14 protein-coding genes are annotated in these 18,017 nt (G+C 62.9%); 7 read left to right on the top strand and 7 right to left on the bottom strand.

The window, feature by feature from the left end:
• Nucleotides 1–118 precede the first annotated feature (118 nt).
• The 4 genes from ACJ8PN_RS01115 to ACJ8PN_RS01130 all read left to right on the top strand — a co-directional run bounded on the left by ACJ8PN_RS01115 (nt 119) and on the right by ACJ8PN_RS01130 (nt 5,034).
• Nucleotides 119–1,384: a GntP family permease gene (locus ACJ8PN_RS01115; protein ID WP_015376868.1), complete on the top strand. Its 1,266-nt coding sequence runs from the start codon at nt 119–121 to the stop codon at nt 1,382–1,384.
• A gap of 9 nt (nt 1,385–1,393) precedes the next feature.
• Nucleotides 1,394–2,557 (top strand): glycerate kinase, encoded by a 1,164-nt coding sequence (locus tag ACJ8PN_RS01120; protein WP_171453441.1) that lies wholly within the window; start codon nt 1,394–1,396, stop codon nt 2,555–2,557.
• Nucleotides 2,558–2,676: 119 nt separating this feature from the next.
• Nucleotides 2,677–3,639: a ferrochelatase gene (gene hemH / locus ACJ8PN_RS01125; protein ID WP_004940253.1), complete on the top strand. Its 963-nt coding sequence runs from the start codon at nt 2,677–2,679 to the stop codon at nt 3,637–3,639.
• Between the two features lie 90 nt (nt 3,640–3,729).
• Nucleotides 3,730–5,034, top strand: coding sequence for an inosine/guanosine kinase (locus ACJ8PN_RS01130; protein ID WP_004940249.1), 1,305 nt, complete (start codon nt 3,730–3,732; stop codon nt 5,032–5,034).
• Nucleotides 5,035–5,088: 54 nt separating this feature from the next.
• Here the strand turns inward: ACJ8PN_RS01130 and ybaL are convergent, their stop codons facing one another.
• Complete coding sequence (gene ybaL, locus ACJ8PN_RS01135; protein WP_004940247.1) at nt 5,089–6,780, bottom strand: YbaL family putative K(+) efflux transporter; 1,692 nt, start codon at nt 6,778–6,780, stop codon at nt 5,089–5,091.
• A gap of 245 nt (nt 6,781–7,025) precedes the next feature.
• Nucleotides 7,026–8,246, bottom strand: a complete 1,221-nt coding sequence (locus tag ACJ8PN_RS01140; protein WP_131164600.1) for an MFS transporter — start codon at nt 8,244–8,246, stop codon at nt 7,026–7,028.
• A gap of 178 nt (nt 8,247–8,424) precedes the next feature.
• Between ACJ8PN_RS01140 and ushA the strand changes: the two genes are divergently transcribed.
• Both ushA and dacB read left to right on the top strand, forming a co-directional pair.
• Nucleotides 8,425–10,077, top strand: a complete 1,653-nt coding sequence (gene ushA / locus ACJ8PN_RS01145) for a bifunctional UDP-sugar hydrolase/5'-nucleotidase UshA (protein WP_015376872.1) — start codon at nt 8,425–8,427, stop codon at nt 10,075–10,077.
• Between the two features lie 148 nt (nt 10,078–10,225).
• The gene (gene dacB, locus ACJ8PN_RS01150; RefSeq protein WP_442534537.1) at nt 10,226–11,692 is read left to right on the top strand and encodes a D-alanyl-D-alanine carboxypeptidase/D-alanyl-D-alanine endopeptidase; all 1,467 of its coding nucleotides are present in this window, start codon (nt 10,226–10,228) and stop codon (nt 11,690–11,692) included.
• A gap of 10 nt (nt 11,693–11,702) precedes the next feature.
• On the opposite strand, the gene ybaK is transcribed toward dacB, so the two are convergent.
• The 3 genes from ybaK to copA form a co-directional block, all read right to left on the bottom strand.
• Nucleotides 11,703–12,182 (bottom strand): Cys-tRNA(Pro)/Cys-tRNA(Cys) deacylase YbaK, encoded by a 480-nt coding sequence (ybaK, locus tag ACJ8PN_RS01155; protein ID WP_049272291.1) that lies wholly within the window; start codon nt 12,180–12,182, stop codon nt 11,703–11,705.
• 228 nt (nt 12,183–12,410) lie between these two features.
• A complete protein-coding gene (locus ACJ8PN_RS01160; protein WP_442534538.1) occupies nt 12,411–13,217 on the bottom strand; it encodes a TraB/GumN family protein in 807 nt (268 codons plus the stop codon).
• A gap of 133 nt (nt 13,218–13,350) precedes the next feature.
• Complete coding sequence (gene copA / locus ACJ8PN_RS01165; RefSeq protein WP_442534539.1) at nt 13,351–16,062, bottom strand: copper-exporting P-type ATPase CopA; 2,712 nt, start codon at nt 16,060–16,062, stop codon at nt 13,351–13,353.
• A gap of 107 nt (nt 16,063–16,169) precedes the next feature.
• On the opposite strand from copA, the gene cueR reads away from it, so the two are divergent.
• Nucleotides 16,170–16,571 carry a Cu(I)-responsive transcriptional regulator gene (cueR, locus tag ACJ8PN_RS01170; protein WP_351106897.1) on the top strand — a complete coding sequence of 134 codons (402 nt, stop codon included), beginning with the start codon at nt 16,170–16,172 and terminating at the stop codon, nt 16,569–16,571.
• Here cueR and ACJ8PN_RS01175 read toward each other — a convergent pair.
• Together ACJ8PN_RS01175 and ACJ8PN_RS01180 are read right to left on the bottom strand one after the other, a co-directional pair.
• Complete coding sequence (locus tag ACJ8PN_RS01175) at nt 16,568–17,029, bottom strand: NfeD family protein (protein WP_171453452.1); 462 nt, start codon at nt 17,027–17,029, stop codon at nt 16,568–16,570. The two genes, cueR and ACJ8PN_RS01175, sit on opposite strands and share 4 nt — an antisense overlap.
• A 2-nt stretch (nt 17,030–17,031) precedes the next feature.
• On the bottom strand, nt 17,032–17,937 hold the full coding sequence (locus ACJ8PN_RS01180; protein ID WP_004940203.1) for an SPFH domain-containing protein: 906 nt from the start codon (nt 17,935–17,937) through the stop codon (nt 17,032–17,034).
• Nucleotides 17,938–18,017: the final 80 nt, after the last annotated feature.

Here is an 18,017-nt window from a genome sequence, read left to right on the forward strand (position 1 = left end):
TTGTGCCAACCCACAAATTCCGCGCCGTTCCCCCGGCGATTTTTTGTTGTTTTCCCTCAGGTCTGCGCCGGGCGCGCGCGATATGTTGGCCTGCACATCAACCACGGAGAAAACAACAATGACAACCGTATCCACTCTGGGGGCGCTGGTGGCGTTAGCCGTCGCCATCGTCCTGATTCTACGCAAGGTGCCGCCGGCTTACGGCATGATCGCCGGCGCGCTGGCGGGCGGGCTGTGCGGCGGCGCCGATCTGGTGCAGACCGTGACGCTGATGATCGGTGGGGCGCAGGGCATCACCAACGCCGTGATGCGCATTCTGGCGGCGGGGGTGCTGGCCGGGGTGCTGATCGAATCCGGCGCGGCGCACACCATCGCCGAAACCATCGTGCGCAAGGTGGGCGAAACCCGTGCGCTGCTGGCGCTGGCGGTGGCTACACTGATCCTGACGGCGGTGGGGGTGTTTATCGACGTGGCGGTGATCACCGTCGCGCCGATCGCCCTGTCGATTGCCCAGAAGGCCGGCATTTCACGCGCGGCGATCCTGCTGGCGATGATCGGTGGCGGCAAGGCCGGCAACGTGATGTCGCCTAACCCGAACACCATCGCGGCGGCGGACAATTTCCACGTGCCGCTCACCTCGGTGATGATGGCCGGCATCGTGCCGGGGCTGTGCGGCCTGGTAGTGGCCTATCTGCTGGCGCGCCGCCTGAGCGATAAAGGCAGCAAGGTGATGGCCGAAGAGCTGACTCAGCATGCCGAAGGGGCGCGGCCGGGCTTCGCGGCGGCGATCAGCGCGCCGCTGGTGGCGATCCTGCTGCTGTCGCTGCGGCCGATCGCCGGGATCGCCGTCGATCCGCTGATCGCGTTGCCGGCCGGCGGTTTGGCGGGCGCGCTGTTGATGGGGCGCATTCGCCAGTGCAATCAGTTCATGGTCTCCGGCCTGTCGCGCATGGCGCCGGTGGCGATCATGCTGCTCGGCACCGGCACATTGGCGGGCATTATCGCCAACTCGGCGCTGAAGGATGTCCTGATTAACGGTTTGACGCATACCGGGCTGCCGGCCTGGCTGCTGGCGCCGCTGTCCGGCGCGCTGATGTCGATGGCGACCGCCTCGACCACCGCCGGCACCGCCGTCGCCTCCGGGGTGTTCAGCTCCACGCTGCTGGAACTGGGGGTGAGCGGGCTGGCCGGCGCGGCGATGATCCACGCGGGCGCCACGGTGCTGGATCACCTGCCGCACGGCAGCTTCTTCCACGCCACCGGCGGCAGCGTCAATATGGCGGTGCACGAGCGGCTGAAGCTGCTGCCGTATGAGACGCTGGTGGGGTTCACCATCGCGGCAATCTCGGCGCTGATGTTTGGCGTATTTAACCTGGCGGGATAAGGAACAGTGATGAAAACGCTGAAAAAAGTGGTTATTGCCCCGGATTCTTTCAAAGAGAGCCTGAGCGCGCTCGGCGTCGCTGACGCTATCGAGCGGGGATTCCGCCAAATCTACCCGCAGGCGCACTACGTGAAGTTGCCGATGGCGGACGGCGGCGAAGGCACGGTAGAGTCGATGGTGGCGGCCACCGGCGGCGAGATCGTTCAGGTGACGGTCACCGGCCCGCTGGGGGAGCCGGTGCAGGGGTTCTATGGCCTGCTGGGCGATGGCGAAACTGCGGTGATTGAAATGGCCGCGGCTTCCGGGCTACATCTGGCGCCGCCCGGCCGGCGCGATCCGCGCATCACCACCAGTTACGGCACCGGTGAACTGATGCTGGCGGCGCTGGAACGCGGCGTGAAGGCGATCATTCTCGGCATCGGCGGCAGCGCCACCAACGACGGCGGCGCCGGGATGATGCAGGCGCTGGGCGTGAAGTTGCTGGATAAGGATCGTCGCCCGCTGCCGGTGGGCGGCGCGGCGCTGGCGCAGCTGGCGCACCTCGATCTCGCCGGGCTGGACGCGCGCTGGCAACGGGTGAGCGTGACCGCCGCCTGCGACGTCGATAACCCGCTGTGCGGCGAAAAGGGCGCCTCGGCGGTATTCGGGCCGCAGAAGGGGGCGACGCCGGAGATGGTGGCGCAGCTTGATGCGGCGCTGCACCACTACGGCGAGCTGCTGGAACGGGAAACCGGCCGCGCCGTGCTGGCCCAGCCAGGGGCGGGCGCGGCGGGCGGCATGGGGGCGGCGCTGCTCGGCATGCTCAGCGCGCGCTTGCGGCCGGGCATCGAGATCGTCACCGAAACCCTGCGCCTGGATGAGGCGGTGCGCGATGCCGATCTGGTGATCACCGGCGAAGGGCGGCTGGACAGCCAGTCGATTCACGGCAAAACGCCGATCGGCGTGGCGCGGGTGGCCAAGCGCCACGGCGTGCCGGTGATCGCCATCGCCGGCAGCCTGACGCCGGATTATTCGGTGGTGCATCAGCACGGCATCGATGCGGCGTTTTCGGTGCTCGATCGCATTGTGACGCTGGAAGAAGCGCTGGCGGACGCCGATCGCAATCTGCAGGTGACGGCGCGCAACGTGGCGGCGGTATGGCAGCTGGCGCAGGGAAGAAGCCCACAGGCATAGCCTGTTGCTGTTATCGGTTTCGATGCAGGACTTTTCCGTTACAATAGCCGGCATTAATGGCTGCTGACATCCCGACCCAGAACGGAATGCCGGCCGGAAAGGAAATGAGGGGAACTGAGATGAAGCAAGAGAAACACGGCGTATTGCTGGTGAACCTGGGCACGCCAGATGCGCCGACCTCGTCTGCGGTCAAACGCTATCTGAAGGAATTCCTCAGTGACGATCGCGTGGTCGACACGGCGCCGCTGATTTGGTGGCCGATCCTCAACGGCGCGATCCTGCCGATCCGCTCGCCGCGCGTGGCGAAACTCTATCAGTCGGTGTGGATGGAAGAGGGCTCGCCACTGCTGGTGTACAGCCGCCGCCAACAGCGGGCGCTGGCGGCGCGCATGCCGAATACGCCGGTGGAACTGGGCATGAGCTACGGTTCGCCAAGCCTGGCGGAAGCCATCGACAAGCTGCTGGCGCAGGGCGTGACCAACCTGGTGGTGCTGCCGCTCTATCCGCAATATTCCTGTTCCACCAGCGCGGCGGTATGGGATGGCGTGGCGCGGGTGCTGAAAGGCTATCGCCGCTTGCCTTCTGTGGCCTTCATTCGCGATTACGCCGAACACCCGGCCTATATCGCCGCGCTGCAGCAAAGCGTGGAGCGCTCGTTCGCCGAGCACGGCCAGCCGGACCGGCTGGTGTTGTCGTTCCACGGCATCCCCAAGCGCTATGCGCGTCTGGGCGACGATTACCCGCAGCGCTGCGAGGATACGCTGCGTGCGCTGAGCGCCACGCTGCCGCTGGCGCCGGAGCGGGTGATGATGACGTACCAATCGCGCTTCGGCCGCGAGCCGTGGCTGACGCCGTACACCGATGAAACCCTGAAGGGGTTGCCGGCGCAGGGCGTGAAGCACATTCAACTGATTTGCCCCGGCTTCTCGGCTGACTGCCTGGAAACGCTGGAAGAGATCAAAGAGCAGAACCGCGAGATCTTCCTCAAGGCCGGCGGCGAGAAGTTTGAATATATCTCGGCGTTGAACGACGAGCCGGCGCATATCGACATGATGCAGCAGCTGGTGGCGCAGCGTCTGTAATCATCCATAATCTGTCTATTAGGTGCATCGTGATCGGGCGGGGATGTGTTAACATTCTCCGCTTGTTAAACCGTCACCACCGCCAATCACATGAAATTTCCTGGTAAACGCAAGTCCAAACACTATTTTCCGGTGAGCGCCCGCGATCCGCTTCTGCAGCAGGCCCAGCCCGAAAGTGAAATCAGCACCTCGTATATTGTCGGCATCGACCAGACGCTGGTGGATATCGAGGCAAAAGTGGACGATGCTTTTGTCCAGCGTTACGGCCTGAGCCTGGGCCACTCTCTGGTGATCGAAGACGACGTCGCCGAGGCGCTGTATCAGGAACTGAATGAAAACAACCTGGTCACCCATCAGTTCGCCGGCGGCACCATCGGCAATACCATGCACAACTATTCGGTGCTGGCGGACGATCGTTCGGTACTGCTCGGCGTGATGTGCAGCAACGTGAAAATCGGCAGCTACGCCTACCGTTATCTGTGCAATACCTCCAGCCGCACCGATCTTAACTATTTGCAGGGCGTTGATGGCGCCATCGGCCGCTGTTTCACGCTGATCGGCGAAAGCGGCGAGCGCACCTTCGCCATCAACCCCGGCCAGATGAACCAGCTGCGCCCGGAAAGCATTCCTGAAGAGGTGATCGCCGGCGCGTCGGCGCTGGTGCTGAGTTCTTACCTGGTGCGCTGCAAGGAAGGGGAGCCGATAAAGGACGCGACCCTGCAGGCGATCGAGTACGCCAAAAAACACGATGTGCCGGTGGTGCTGACCCTGGGTACCAAGTACGTCATTGCCGACAACCCGCAGTGGTGGCGCGACTTCCTGAAGGAAAATGTGACGATTCTGGCGATGAACGAAGACGAAGCGCTGGAGCTGACCGGGCTGAGCGATCCGCTGACCGCCTCGGACATGGCGCTGGAGTGGGTGGATCTGGTGCTGTGCACCGCCGGGCCGAATGGCCTGTATATGGCGGGCTACACCGAAGAAGCCAATAAGCGGCAGACCCAGCACCCGCTGCTGCCGGGGCATATCGCCGAGTTCAACCGCTACGAGTTCAGCCGCGCCATGCGCCGCGAGCACTGTGAAAATCCGCTGCGCGTTTATTCGCATATCGCGCCGTATATGGGTGGGCCGGAGAAGATCATGAACACCAACGGCGCCGGCGACGGCGCGCTGTCGGCGTTGCTGCACGATATCGCCGCCAACGGCTATCACCGCCACAACGTGCCGAACTCCAGCAAGCATGTGCGCAGTTACCTGACCTACTCCTCCCTGGCGCAGGTGTGCAAATACGCCAACCGCGTCAGCTACCAGGTGTTGAACCAGCATTCGCCACGCCTCACGCGCGGCCTGCCGGAGCGGGAAGATAGCCTGGAAGAGTCCTACTGGGAGCGTTAACCCGCTGAAAAAGAAAAGGTCCGGCATGCCGGACCTTTTTTTATGCGCGGTGCCTCAGATCGGGCAGCCGCCCATTTTTTCTTCTTCGCTCAGGGTGTCCAGCTGCAGGATGTTCAGCATGCTGTTGGCGATCTCGCGTTCGCCCATGACCACCTGATTGGCGCCGCGATCGGTGATGTAGGCCACTTCATCGTCGTAGTGGGCGCGGGCGATGATCTCGATGTTCGGGCGCTTGGCGCGCGCCGAGGCGACGATCTCGCCGGCCTCGTAGCCATTCGGGATGGTCAGCAGCAGCCAGCGCGCGCAGTCGAGCCTAGCCAGATCCATCACTTCCGGATTGGCGGCGTTGCCCAGCACCGTCTTGATACCCTGTTCGCGCAACGCTTCCACCCGCGGGCGGGAATTCTCGATCACCACCAGCGGAATGCCCGCCTCGGCCAGTTTGCCGCCCAGCAGGCTGCCGACGCGGCCGTAGCCGACCACCAGCGCGTGATTGCACATATCCACCGGGATCTGTTTCTCTTCTTCCACCGCCTCTTCGAGGATTTGCTCTTCGATGGTTTCGGTTTTGGCCAGATAGCGTTCCAGCAGGGTGAACAACAGCGGATTGAGCATGATGGACAGAATGGCGCCGGCCAGCACCAGATTGCGGCCGTGCTCCGACATCATGCCGAGCGCGATGCCGAGGCCCGCCAAAATAAAGGCAAACTCGCCGATCTGTGCCAGGCTGGCGGAAATGGTCAGCGCGGTGCGCTTGGAGTGACCGAACATTTTCACCAGCAGGAACGCGGCGGCGGATTTGCCGAACACGATGATCGCCAGCGTCGCCAGCACCGCCAGCGGTTCGTTAATCACGATCATCGGATCGAACAGCATGCCGACCGAGACGAAGAACAGCACCGCGAACGCGTCGCGCAGCGGCAGGGTGTCATGCGCCGCGCGGTGGCTCAGCTCGGACTCGTTCAGCACCATGCCGGCGAAGAAGGCGCCCAGCGCAAAGGAGACGTCGAACAGCTTCACCGCGCCGTAGGCGATGCCGAGCGCCAGCGCCAATACCGCCAGGGTGAACAGCTCGCGCGAGCCGGTGCTGGCGGTTTTCGACAGGATCCACGGCACCAGGCGGCGGCCGACCACGATCATCAGCGCGATGAAGGCGATGACTTTACCGATGGTCAGCGCCAGCTCCATCAGCAACTGGCTGCTGCTGGCGTTGTCATTGCCCAGCATATTGCCGAAGGCCGGCAGCAATACCAGCGTCAGCACCATCGCCAAATCTTCGACGATCAGCCAGCCGATGGCGATTTGCCCGCGCTGGCTGTCGATCAGTTGCCGTTCCTCCAGGGCGCGCAGCAGCACCACGGTGCTGGCGGTGGAGAGGCAGAGGCCGAACACCAGACCGGAGATCAGATCCCAGCCGAGCAGCTTGGACAGCCCCATGCCGAGCAGGGTAGCGACGGCTATCTGCGCCACGGCGCCGGGAATGGCGATAGATTTTACTGCGAGGAGGTCTTTCAAAGAGAAATGCAGGCCAACACCGAACATCAACAGGATAACGCCGATTTCCGCCAGTTCCGGCGCCAGTGAGGTGTCGGCGACGAAACCGGGGGTGAACGGGCCGGCGAGCACCCCTGCGGCCAGATACCCCACCAGAGGGGAGATGCGCAGGCGGTTCGCCAGCATGCCGAGGAGGAAGGCGAGTACTAACCCTCCGACGATGGTGGTGATGAGCGGTGTTGAATTATGCATCCATACTCCTTCTGGCTATGCATCGCGGCACGGGAAAAACGCAACAAAGTTACGAAAAGATACATTTAGTTTATTGCATTTGTTCGCGGCTTGCTTGGCTAATTTGGTCTTTTTTGTAAAAAAGCAGAGGATTTCACTTAAGGTGTGGCAACGAGGGGGTTTTGGGGCAGATAAACCAAATAACATTGATTTATCCGTAGGATAACCCGGATGAATAAATAATTTCATCCGGGCGGTTCGCGGGGTTATTGTGGTTTATGCTCCATATTGGGCAGTAATGCGGTGATAATGCCGATCAGTGGCAGGAAAGCACAGATTTGGTAGACCAGTTCGATACTGGTCAAATCGGCGACATAACCAAGAACTGCCGCACCTAACCCGCCCATACCGAAAGCAAAACCGAAGAATAAGCCGGAAACCATGCCGACTTTACCGGGGATCAGCTCCTGAGCGTAGACCAGAATGGCGGAGAACGCCGAGGCGAGAATAACCCCGATGATCACCGTCAAAATGCCGGTCCAATAGAGAGATGCATAGGGTAAAACAAGGGTAAACGGCGCTGCGCCGAGAATAGAGCCCCAAATCACGTATTTACGCCCTATCTTGTCGCCAAGAGGCCCGCCAATAATGGTACCTGCTGCTACCGCAAACAGGAAGGCGAACAGGTGAATTTGGGCATTCTGCACCGAAACGCCGAACTTATGTATCAGATAAAAGGTGTAATAGCTGCTGATGCTGGCCAAATAGAAGTATTTGGAGAAAATCAGCACCAGCAGGATGCCCAGTGAGTAGGCCACGGTACGTTTTGGCAGCGGTTTCAGCAGCGACGGGCTTTTCGGCTGCCCTTTAGTTGCCCGATGCTGATGTTGATACCACTTGCTGACCTGCAGCAACACCACGATCGCCAGCAGCGCCGCCAGCGAGAACCAGGCGACGTTGCCCTTGCCGTAAGGCGCGATGATCAGCGCCGCCAGCAGCGGGCCGAGCGAGCTGCCGAAGTTGCCGCCGACCTGGAACAGCGACTGCGCCAGGCCGTGCCGCCCGCCGGAGGCCATGCGCGCCACGCGCGAGGATTCCGGGTGGAAGACCGATGAGCCGGTGCCCACCAGTGCCGCCGCCAGCAGCACCAGCGGGAAGGTGCTCGCCACCGACAGCAGCAGCAGGCCGGATAGGGTAAAGCCCATGCCGATCGGCAGCGAGTAAGGCTGCGGGTGTTTATCGGTGTAATAGCCGATCAGCGGTTGCAGCAGCGAGGCCGTTAGCTGATAGGTCAGGGTAATCATGCCGATCTGCACGAAGCTGAGGTGGAAATCGGCTTGCAGGATCGGGTAAATCGCCAGGATCAGCGACTGGATCATATCGTTGAGCAGGTGAGACACGCTGATGGCGCCAAGGATGGAGAAGGCGGTGCCTTTCACCGCACTGCCTTTGGCGGGCGGTATCGCGCTTTGGCTACTGTCGGTCATATTATTATTAGCCTGATAAGTTGTTGAGCACAGAGATGACATCTTAGGCAGGACGTTCAATTTTTACCATATCTGAAATAATCAGACTCACATCGCAAAAAATTGAAATCAGCTGTCATTAATTCGCGCTACAATTTCGGCCTCATCATAAAAGCCATTTAATACACGGAGATCCGCCATGCGTTTTTCGCTGAAAACCACCGCATGCGCGTTGGCCGTTTCCCTGACGTTGCTGTCGGGGGCCGCCAGTGCCTGGGAAAAGGATAAGACCTACGCCATCACCATTCTGCACACCAACGATCATCACGGTCACTTCTGGCAGAACGATCACGGCGAATATGGCCTGGGCGCGCAGAAAACGCTGGTGGACGGCATTCGTCAGGAAGTGGCTGCGCAGGGTGGCAGCCTGCTGTTGTTGTCCGGCGGCGATATCAATACCGGCGTGCCGGAATCGGATCTGCAGGACGCCGAGCCGGACTTCCGCGGCATGAACCTGGTGGGTTACGACGCGATGGCGATCGGTAACCACGAATTCGACAACCCGCTGAGCGTGCTGCGCCAGCAGGAGAAGTGGGCGACCTTCCCGCTGCTGTCCGCCAACATTTATCAGAAAAGCACCGGCCAGCGCCTGTTCAAGCCTTACGCCCTGTTCGACAAGCAGGGCATCAAGATCGCGGTGATCGGCCTGACGACCGACGATACCGCCAAGATAGGCAACCCGGAGTACTTCACCGACATGGAGTTCCGCGTGCCGGCGCAGGAGGCGAAGCAGGTGGTGGAGCAACTGCGTAAGGACGAGAAGCCGGACGTGATTATCGCCGCCACCCACATGGGGCACTATGACAACGGCGAACACGGCTCTAACGCGCCGGGCGACGTAGAGATGGCGCGCAGCCTGCCGGCCGGATATCTCGACATGATCGTCGGCGGCCACTCGCAGGATCCGGTGTGCATGGCCGGCGACAACCGCAAACAGGTGGATTATGTGCCGGGCACGCCGTGCTCGCCGGATCGCCAGAACGGCACCTGGATCGTGCAGGCGCACGAGTGGGGCAAATACGTGGGGCGCGCCGATTTCGAATTCCGCAACGGCGAGCTGAAGCTGGTGCATTATCAGCTGATCCCGGTGAACCTGAAGAAGAAAGTGGAGAAAGCGGACGGCACCAGCGAGCGGGTGTACTACACCCGGCAGATTGCGGAAGATCCGGCCATGATGAAGCTGCTGACGCCGTTCCAGGATAAGGGCAAGGCGCAGTTGGAAGTGAAGATCGGCAGCGTCAACGGCAAGCTTGAAGGCGACCGCAGCAAGGTGCGCTTCGTGCAGACCAACCTGGCGCGGGTGATGCTGGCCGCGCAGAGGGAGCGCGCCGACGCCGACTTCGCCGTGATGAGCGGCGGCGGGGTGCGCGATTCGATTGAAAGCGGCGATATCACCTACAAGAATGTGCTCAAGGTGCAGCCGTTCGGCAACACCCTGGTGCATGTCGATATGAAAGGCAGCGAGGTTGAGGAGTACCTGGCGGTGGTGGCCAACATGAAGCCGGATTCCGGCGCCTACGCCCAGTTCGCCAACGTCAGCCTGGTGGCGGACGGCAAGGGCGTCAGCGAAGTGAAGATCAATGGCCAGCCGCTGCAGGCGGATAAAATTTACCGCATGGCGACGCTGAACTTCAACGCGCTGGGCGGCGACGGCTATCCGAAGCTGGACGGGCTGCCGAGCTACGTCAACACCGGCTTTATCGACGCCGAAGTGCTGAAGCAATACATCGAGAAACACTCGCCGCTGGATGCGGCGGCTTACGAACCGAAGGGCGAAATCGTTTATCGCTAATCGCCACCGCAGCGGCCTGCCCCATGGGCGGGCCGCCTGTTTTCCCGCCGAAAACCCCGCCCCAAACGCACGCAAAAGTCGCCGCCGCCGCCTTCCAATGATAGCCTGAACGACAATTTGGTTTTGATAACGCAAACAGGAAGATGACATGTTGAAAACCGCAGGCTGGCTGCTGCCCGCCATCGTGGCGCTGGCGGGGTGTTCGTCATCCGGCCAACGTCACGAACAAACCCTCAGCCAGGCGCTGGCGGCCATCGGCCAGGACAAGGCGCTGGTTGGGGCGTCTAGCGGCGTGATGGTGCGCGATGCCGAGAGCGGCAAGGTGCTGTATCAGGCGCACGCGGAGCAGCGTTTGGCGCCGGCTTCCAACATGAAGATGTTCACCTCTCTGGCGGCGTTCGGCGTGCTGGGGGCCGATTACCGCTTTGAAACCCGGCTGTTGACCGCCGGTAAACAGCGCGGCGACACCTTGCAAGGGGATCTCTATCTGCAGGGCAGCGGCGATCCGACGCTGCATCCGGACGATCTCGACGCCTTCGCCGCGGCGCTGGCGAAACGCGGCATCCGTCATATACAGGGGCGGTTGTTGCTGGATGCCGGCGCCTTCGATCAGACGCCATTCGGCGCCGGTTGGAGCTGGGACGATGAACCTTTCGCCTTCGCTGCGCCGATCTCGGCGCTGAACTACGCCTTTACTCCCGGCGGCGATATCAACGTGGTGCAGGTGGCGGTGCGGCCGGGCGCCCGCGCCGGCGCGCCGGGACGGGCGAGCTTCTATCCCGCCAATGACGCGGTGACGCTGGTCAACCGCACCATCACCGGTAGTGACACCGAGCTGACGTACGAGCGCCGGCCGGGCAGCAACCGGATCGTGGTCAGCGGCACCATCGCCGCGCAGGCGGAGGCCAGCTCGCGATTGATTACCGTCGATCAACCGGCCCTCGTCGTCGGCGCTTTATTGCAACACGCTCTGCGCGCGCGCGGCATCACCCTGCGCGGCAACGCTGAAGAGGGCGTGACGCCGGCCGGCGCACGGCTGCTGGCGCAAAAAACCTCGCCGCCGCTCTCCCGCCTGGTCGTCACCTTCCTGAAAGTCTCCAATAACGGCTACGGCGAGATATTGACCAAGGCGATGGGCCGCAAGACGCAGGGCAAAGGGGATTGGGCCGCCGGTCTTCAGGCGATAAACGGGTTTGTGCAAAGCCAGGGCATCGCGGCCGACACGTATCGCCAGGTGGACGGTTCAGGGCTGTCGCGCATGAACCAGATCACGCCGCAACAGCTGACGACGCTGCTGCTGGCGGCCAGAAAACAGCCGTGGTTCGCCGACTGGTATCGCGCCTTGCCCGTTGCGGGCGAGCCGGGGTTGTTGGTGGGCGGCACGCTGCAAAGCCGCATGGTGAACAGCGCGGCGGCGGGGCGCGCCCACGCCAAGAGCGGTTCCATGACCGGCGTATCGTCGCTCAGCGGCTATGTCGATTCGGCGACCGGGCGGCCGCTGGCGTTCGCCATCATCAGCAATAACTATCTGGTGCCCGGCGCGCAGGTGAAAGCGCTGGAGGACCGCCTGGTGGAGACGCTGGCGGCCTGTGACGCCACGGTGGTGTGCCGCTGAGCACGCGGCGTCAGTCGCGTTTGGCGATGTCGGCGAAGCTGCCGGCCAGCAGGCGGCACAGATCGGCGGCCGCCAGCTCGATATCCAGCCCGCGTTTGCCGCCGGAAACGTAGATGGTGGCGAACGCTTGCGCCGGGCTGTCGATCACCGTCGGCAGCCGTTTTTTCTGCCCCAGCGGGCTGATGCCGCCCACCAGATACCCGGTGACGCGCTGCGCCAACTGCGGATCGGCCATCTCGGCCTTTTTGGCGCCGAGCGCGCGGGCGACCTTCTTTAGATCCAACTGGGTCGCGACCGGCGTGACCGCCACCGCCAGGTGTTTGGCATCGCCGTTCAGCGCCACCAGCAAGGTTTTGTAAACCCGATCGGCATCCAGCCCCAGCTTTCTCACCGCCTCGTCGCCGAAGTTGGTTTCGTCGCTGTCGTGGTGATAAGGATGGAGGGTGAAGGTGACCTTTTGTTTCTCAAGCAGAACGACTGCGGGCGTCATGATGTGTTGTCCAAAATGTCCCCGGCGGGGAAAGGGTGATAACCAGCCTTAAAAATACAAAAATCCAACCTGCCCGGCAACCTGAGCGGCTGTTACATAAAGCGGGTTGCCAAGATATTCACCGGGTTGCTACCCTGTTTACTGTAACCGTTAACACGGTTGCTATGCGTATAACTAGAATACAAGAAATTCCTCTTTGACTGGCCAATAGCGATATTGGCCACTTTTTTACCCCTGTGGCTGCAGCATCGCCGGCAGGTTATCCTCGCCGTACAGGTGCAATGCGCCAACCGCCACCACATAGTCACCGGCAGGCAGCGCCTCCAGCTGATGCCGCCAGTCGCGATTGCGCTGATGCATCAGCACGTCATACAGCCCGGCGCTGAAGGTGGCGGGCAGCGTGTCCAGCGTACCGCGCGGTTTGGCGTCCAGCCACCAGCTCACCATGGTTTGCAGCAGCCGCGCGTTGGTATGCCAGTGCTCCAGCGTATCGCGCAGCAGCGCAATGCCGCCTTCCGGCAATTGTTCCAGCATCGCCAGCTGCTGCCGCGCGCCTTCCAGTTCGATCACCGGTTTGTCCTGCGCCCGGGCGGCTTGCAGCAGCTGATAGTCCACGCCATATTCCGCGCGCAGCCCCAAACGCTGAGCCTGGCGCGCCTGCATCATCAGCGCCACCTGCCAGCCGGGCAGGGTAGCGAAGGCGTGCGGGTCGGTGCCCAGCTCATGGCACAGCGCCAGCAACCGTTGATATTCTTCGGCGGACAGGCGCTGTTCCAGCTCCGGCTGCAGCTCGGCGTGGTCGAAAGGGGAGGCGGAGTCGGTGATATCGGCTTCGACGATCAGCGCGTCGGCCTGCTGCAGCCGGGCGGCCAGCCGGGGCGGCAACGGCGACATATCGACGGTGCCCATATGGATGCTGCCCACCAGATGCAGCCGACGATCGCCAGGCAGGGTGATGTCCAACGCCGGATAAGCGTAACGCTTGGGCGAGATCAGGCCGAGAAAGGCGGCGAGGCGGCGTAACAGTTGACCCATACGGCGTGGCTCCTGAATAACGGGTGCGCGTTTCAGCATGAAAGGCGAGGGGAAATCGTTATTCATGCTAAACGCTATCCGCCGCACAGGAAAGCCCGGAAAACAGCGGGGCGCCGTCATGGCGCCCCGGCGATCACTTCCTGGGTTTAAAACGCAGCAACCGGTTGGCGTTGCTGACCACGGTAATGGACGACAGCGCCATCGCCGCGCCCGCCACCACCGGGCTGAGCAGCGTGCCGGTCAGCGGGTAGAGCACGCCGGCGGCGATCGGAATGCCCAGCGTATTGTAGATAAAGGCGCCGAACAGGTTCTGCTTCATGTTGCGCAGCGTGGCCTTCGACAGTTCCACCGCATCCGCCACGCCGTGCAGGCTGTGGCGCATCAGGGTGATGGCGGCGGTCTCGATGGCGATGTCGCTGCCGCCGCCCATCGCGATGCCCACGTCGGCCTGCGCCAGCGCCGGGGCGTCGTTGATGCCGTCGCCGACCATCGCCACGCGCTGGCCCTGCGCCTGCAGCTGTTTGATCGCCGCCGCTTTGCCGTCCGGCAGCACGCCGGCAATCACCCGATCGATACCGGCCTCTTTGGCGATGGCGTTGGCGGTTACCGGGTTGTCGCCGGTCAGCATCACCAGCTGATATCCCTGCTGGTGCAGGCGCTGCAGCGCCGCGACGCTGTCCTCGCGCAGCGGATCGCGAATGGCGAACAGCGCGGCCGGTTTACCGTCCACGGCCAGCAGCACCGGCGTCACGCCGCGTTCGGCCTGGGCGCGCATCGGCGCTTCCAGTTCGGCGGTCGCGACCTGATGCTGTTCCAGCAGCGCGGCGTTGCCCAGCAGCACCTGCACGCCGTCGATCTCCCCGCTGACCCCGGCGCCGCGCAGGGTGCGGAACTGCGCTACCTGCGGCAGCGTTTGCCCGGCGGCGCGTTCCATGATGGCGCGCGCCAGCGGGTGGTTGGAGCCTTGTTCCAGCGCGGCGGCCCAGCCGATCGCCTGCTGTTCGCTGACCTGATTGAAGGTCAGGATCTCCACCACCTGCGGTTTCCCTTCGGTCAGGGTGCCGGTTTTGTCGAACACCAGGGTGTCCAGCTGGCTGGCCTGCTGCAGGGCGTCGGCGTCGCGCACCAGCACGCCGAACTCCGCCGCGCGGCCGACGCCGGAGATGATCGACATCGGCGTCGCCAGGCCCAATGCGCACGGGCAGGCGATGATCAGCACCGTGGTGGCGATCACCAGCGTATAGACCAGCTGCGGCTGCGGGCCAAAGAAGTACCATATCGCCGCGCTAAGCAGGGCGATCGCCACTACCGCCGGCACGAACACCGCCGAGACGCGGTCAGCCAGTTGGCCAATCGCCGGTTTGCTGCTCTGCGCCTGACGCACCAGTTTGATGATGCGCGCCAGCGTGGTTTGGCTGCCGATGGCGGCGGCGCGGAACAGCACGCTGCCGTCGTCGACCACCGTCCCGGCATGTACCGTATCGCCGGCGCCTTTCTGCTGCGGCACCGCTTCGCCGGTCAGCATCGCTTCATCGAGCCAGACCTCGCCCTGTACGATTTCACCGTCGACCGGCACGCGATCGCCGGTAGTCAGCCGCAGCGTCATGCCGAGCTGCACCTCTGCCAGCGGGATATCGCGCTCGCCGTCGTCAGTCACCAGCCGGGCGGTGGGCGGCGTCAGATCCAGCAGCCGCTCCAGCGCCTGCGAAGAACGCTGGCGAGCGCGCTGCTCCAGCGCATGGCCGAGGTTGATCAAACCGATGATCATCGCGCTGGCCTCGTAATAGAGGTGGCGCGCTTCCATCGGGAAGAAATCGGGCCAAACGTTGACGGCGATCGAGTAAAGCCAGGCGGCGCCGGTGCCGAGCGCCACCAGAGTGTCCATGGTGGCGCTGCCGTTCATCAGCGCGCGCCAGGCGTTGCGGTAGAAGTGTCCGCCGGCGAACACCATCACCGCCAGGGTGATGACGCCGACCAGCAGCCAGGGGCGCTGGGTTTCCGGCGTCAGCGTCATGCTGCCGCCGAACAGCCCCCAGGCCATCAGCGGGATACCCAACGCCAGCCCCAGCGCCGCCTGCCAGCTAAAGCGCTTCATGTTGGCGCGAGCGGTCTGCTGCTGGCGTTCGCGGCGTTCGGTTTCGTCCTGGATCATCTCGGCGCCGTAGCCGGCTTTTTCCACCGCCGCCACCAGCGCCTGCGCATCGGCGGCGCCGGTCACCAGCGCGCTGCGTTCCGCTAGGTTGACGCGCGCGTGCTCTACGCCGGGTACGCTTTGCAGCGCCTGCTGCACTTTATTGACGCAGCTGGCGCAGGTCATGCCGCTGAGCAGCAGCTGTATGCTGTCGTCCGCGCTGTCGGTTGCCGGAAGGGGAGATTGCGCCGCTGGCTGAACGTCCGGCAACGAAGGTGTTGCGTCAGCCAACGGCTCAGTTTTTGGGGCGGCGGCGCCCGCTACGCTGGCATGATAACCGGCATCTTCCACCGCAGCGATCAGCGCCTGCGGATCGGCATCGCCGTATACTTTCGCGCTGTCGATCTCGACCTCGGCGGCGAACACGCCCGGCACCGCTTCCAGCGCCTTGCGGGTGGTGCCGACGCAGTGCATGCAGCTCAGGCCGCTCAGCTGCAGTTCGGTATCGGCGTGCGGCGCGACTTCGGCCTGATAACCGGCGGCGATCACGCTGTCGATCAATGCGCTGTCCGGCGCTTCGCCGGTCACTTTGGCGTAATGCACGTTAACGTCCGCCTGTTCGACATCGCTGCGGCTTTCCAGGGCTTTTTTCACCCGCTGCGCGCAGTTCATGCAGGACAGCCCCTGCAATGCCAGCATAGTGGTGTGTGACATGATTGAACTCCTTGCGTAGAGGCGGTGTTTAAAGGTTGACCGCCTGACCTGTTTTCACTAAGAATGGAGCTTAAACCTTCCAGCAAGGGTAAGGTCAAGGAGGGAAAATGAATATTAGCGACGTCGCGAAAAAAACCGGTTTAACCAGCAAGACGATTCGTTTTTACGAAGAGAAAGCGTTGATTACCGCCCCGATTCGCAGCGACAACGGTTACCGCCACTATTCCGCCAAGCATGTCGAAGAGCTGACGCTGCTGCGTCAGGCGCGGCAGGTGGGCTTCAACCTGGACGAGTGCCGTGAGCTGGTGGCGTTGTTCAACGATCCGGCCCGCCACAGCGCCGACGTGAAGGCGCGCACGCTGCAGAAGGTGGCGGAGATCGAAAGGCACATCAGCGAACTGGGAGAAATGCGCCAACGCCTGTTGACGCTGGCGGAACAATGTCCGGGCGACGAGGGGGCCGAGTGCCCCATCATCAATAATCTGGCGGGATGCTGTCGTTCGAATTAACGGCTGATGGCGCGGATCACCAGTGTGACCCCTTCCACCGCCACCACTTCCACTTCGGTGCCGGCGGGCAGATCTTCCGCCGCCTGCGCGCGCCAGCTGCTGTCGCCGATATTGATGCGCCCCATGCCGTTGTGCATCGGCTCCGTCAGCGTGGCGCGGGTGCCGATCAGCTGACGGTTGCGCTGGTTGAGCACCGGTGAACCGCCGGACCCGGCCGCCGGGCGGCGACGCAGCCAGTACCACCATAGATAGGCGACGACGACGGTCAGGACGGCGAAGATCACGCCTTGCCATTCCCAAGTGAGCGTCGGCAGCAGCCAGATCAAGGCGCCGACCAACAGCGCCGCCACGCCGCTCCACAGCAGGTAGCCGCCGGCGCCGAGCATTTCCGCCGCCAGCAACACGCCCCCGAGGGAGAGCCAGAACCACAGCGGATTCGCCGCGATCAGTTCGAGCATGATTATTTGCCTTTGCTTTCTTTCAGCAGTTCGGTAATGCCGCCGATCGAGCCGAGCAGGCTGCTGGCGTCCAGCGGCATCATCACCACTTTGCTGTTGTTGGAGGAACCGATCTTCTGCAGCGCGTCGGTGTATTTCTGCGCCACGAAGTAGTTCACCGCCTGAATGTTGCCGCTGGCGATGGCGTCGGACACCAGCTGGGTGGCGCGCGCCTCGGCCTCGGCGGCGCGCTCACGCGCTTCCGCCTGCAGGAACGCCGACTGGCGTTCGCCCTCGGCCTTCAGGATTTGCGATTGTTTCTCACCCTCGGCGCGCAGAATGGCCGCCTGGCGCACCCCTTCCGCCTCCAGGATGTCGGCGCGCTTGGTTCGCTCGGCCTTCATCTGGGCGTTCATCGAGGCGATCAGTTCCGCCGGTGGGCGCACGTCGCGGATCTCGATACGGGTGATCTTCACCCCCCAAGGGTTGGTCGCTTCATCGACGATGTGCAGCAGGCGGCTGTTGATGCTGTCGCGTTGCGACAGCATTTCGTCCAGCTCCATCGAGCCGAGCACGGTGCGGAAGTTGGTCATGGTCAGGTTGACGATCGCCTGTTCGAGGTTGCTGACCTCGTAGGCGGCGCGCGCCGGATCGACCACCTGGATAAAGCACACCGCATCGATGGCCACGTTGGCGTTATCGCGGGAAATCACTTCCTGCGAAGGGATGTCCAGCACCTGCTCCATCATATTGATTTTACGGCCGATGCGGTCCATGAACGGCACCACCAGGTTCAGGCCCGGCATCAGCGTTTTGGTGTAGCGGCCGAAGCGTTCTACCGTCCATTGGAACCCCTGCGGCACAATTTTGACGCCGGCGAACACCACAATCAGCGCGACGACGATCACGATGGGAATAAAAGTAAGCATGCAAACCTCCTGTCAGACATATGTAAACAGATATTACGCCAGCGCCGGAAAAATGCCTACCGATACCGCGACTTAATCCA

Origin of the sequence: Serratia sp. CY76391, assembly GCF_052166695.1 — a bacterium.
GTDB lineage: Bacteria > Pseudomonadota > Gammaproteobacteria > Enterobacterales > Enterobacteriaceae > Serratia > Serratia nematodiphila.

Coding starts and splice junctions, on each gene's coding strand:
- ybaL (WP_004940247.1), bottom strand. CDS start 6,780: ATGCATAATTCAACACCGCTCATCACCACCATCGTCGGAGGGTTAGTA.
- ushA (WP_015376872.1), top strand. CDS start 8,425: ATGCGTTTTTCGCTGAAAACCACCGCATGCGCGTTGGCCGTTTCCCTG.
- ybaK (WP_049272291.1), bottom strand. CDS start 12,182: ATGACGCCCGCAGTCGTTCTGCTTGAGAAACAAAAGGTCACCTTCACC.
- hemH (WP_004940253.1), top strand. CDS start 2,677: ATGAAGCAAGAGAAACACGGCGTATTGCTGGTGAACCTGGGCACGCCA.
- ACJ8PN_RS01115 (WP_015376868.1), top strand. CDS start 119: ATGACAACCGTATCCACTCTGGGGGCGCTGGTGGCGTTAGCCGTCGCC.
- ACJ8PN_RS01160 (WP_442534538.1), bottom strand. CDS start 13,217: ATGGGTCAACTGTTACGCCGCCTCGCCGCCTTTCTCGGCCTGATCTCG.
- ACJ8PN_RS01140 (WP_131164600.1), bottom strand. CDS start 8,246: ATGACCGACAGTAGCCAAAGCGCGATACCGCCCGCCAAAGGCAGTGCG.
- copA (WP_442534539.1), bottom strand. CDS start 16,062: ATGTCACACACCACTATGCTGGCATTGCAGGGGCTGTCCTGCATGAAC.
- ACJ8PN_RS01175 (WP_171453452.1), bottom strand. CDS start 17,029: ATGCTCGAACTGATCGCGGCGAATCCGCTGTGGTTCTGGCTCTCCCTC.
- cueR (WP_351106897.1), top strand. CDS start 16,170: ATGAATATTAGCGACGTCGCGAAAAAAACCGGTTTAACCAGCAAGACG.
- ACJ8PN_RS01120 (WP_171453441.1), top strand. CDS start 1,394: ATGAAAACGCTGAAAAAAGTGGTTATTGCCCCGGATTCTTTCAAAGAG.
- ACJ8PN_RS01180 (WP_004940203.1), bottom strand. CDS start 17,937: ATGCTTACTTTTATTCCCATCGTGATCGTCGTCGCGCTGATTGTGGTG.
- ACJ8PN_RS01130 (WP_004940249.1), top strand. CDS start 3,730: ATGAAATTTCCTGGTAAACGCAAGTCCAAACACTATTTTCCGGTGAGC.
- dacB (WP_442534537.1), top strand. CDS start 10,226: ATGTTGAAAACCGCAGGCTGGCTGCTGCCCGCCATCGTGGCGCTGGCG.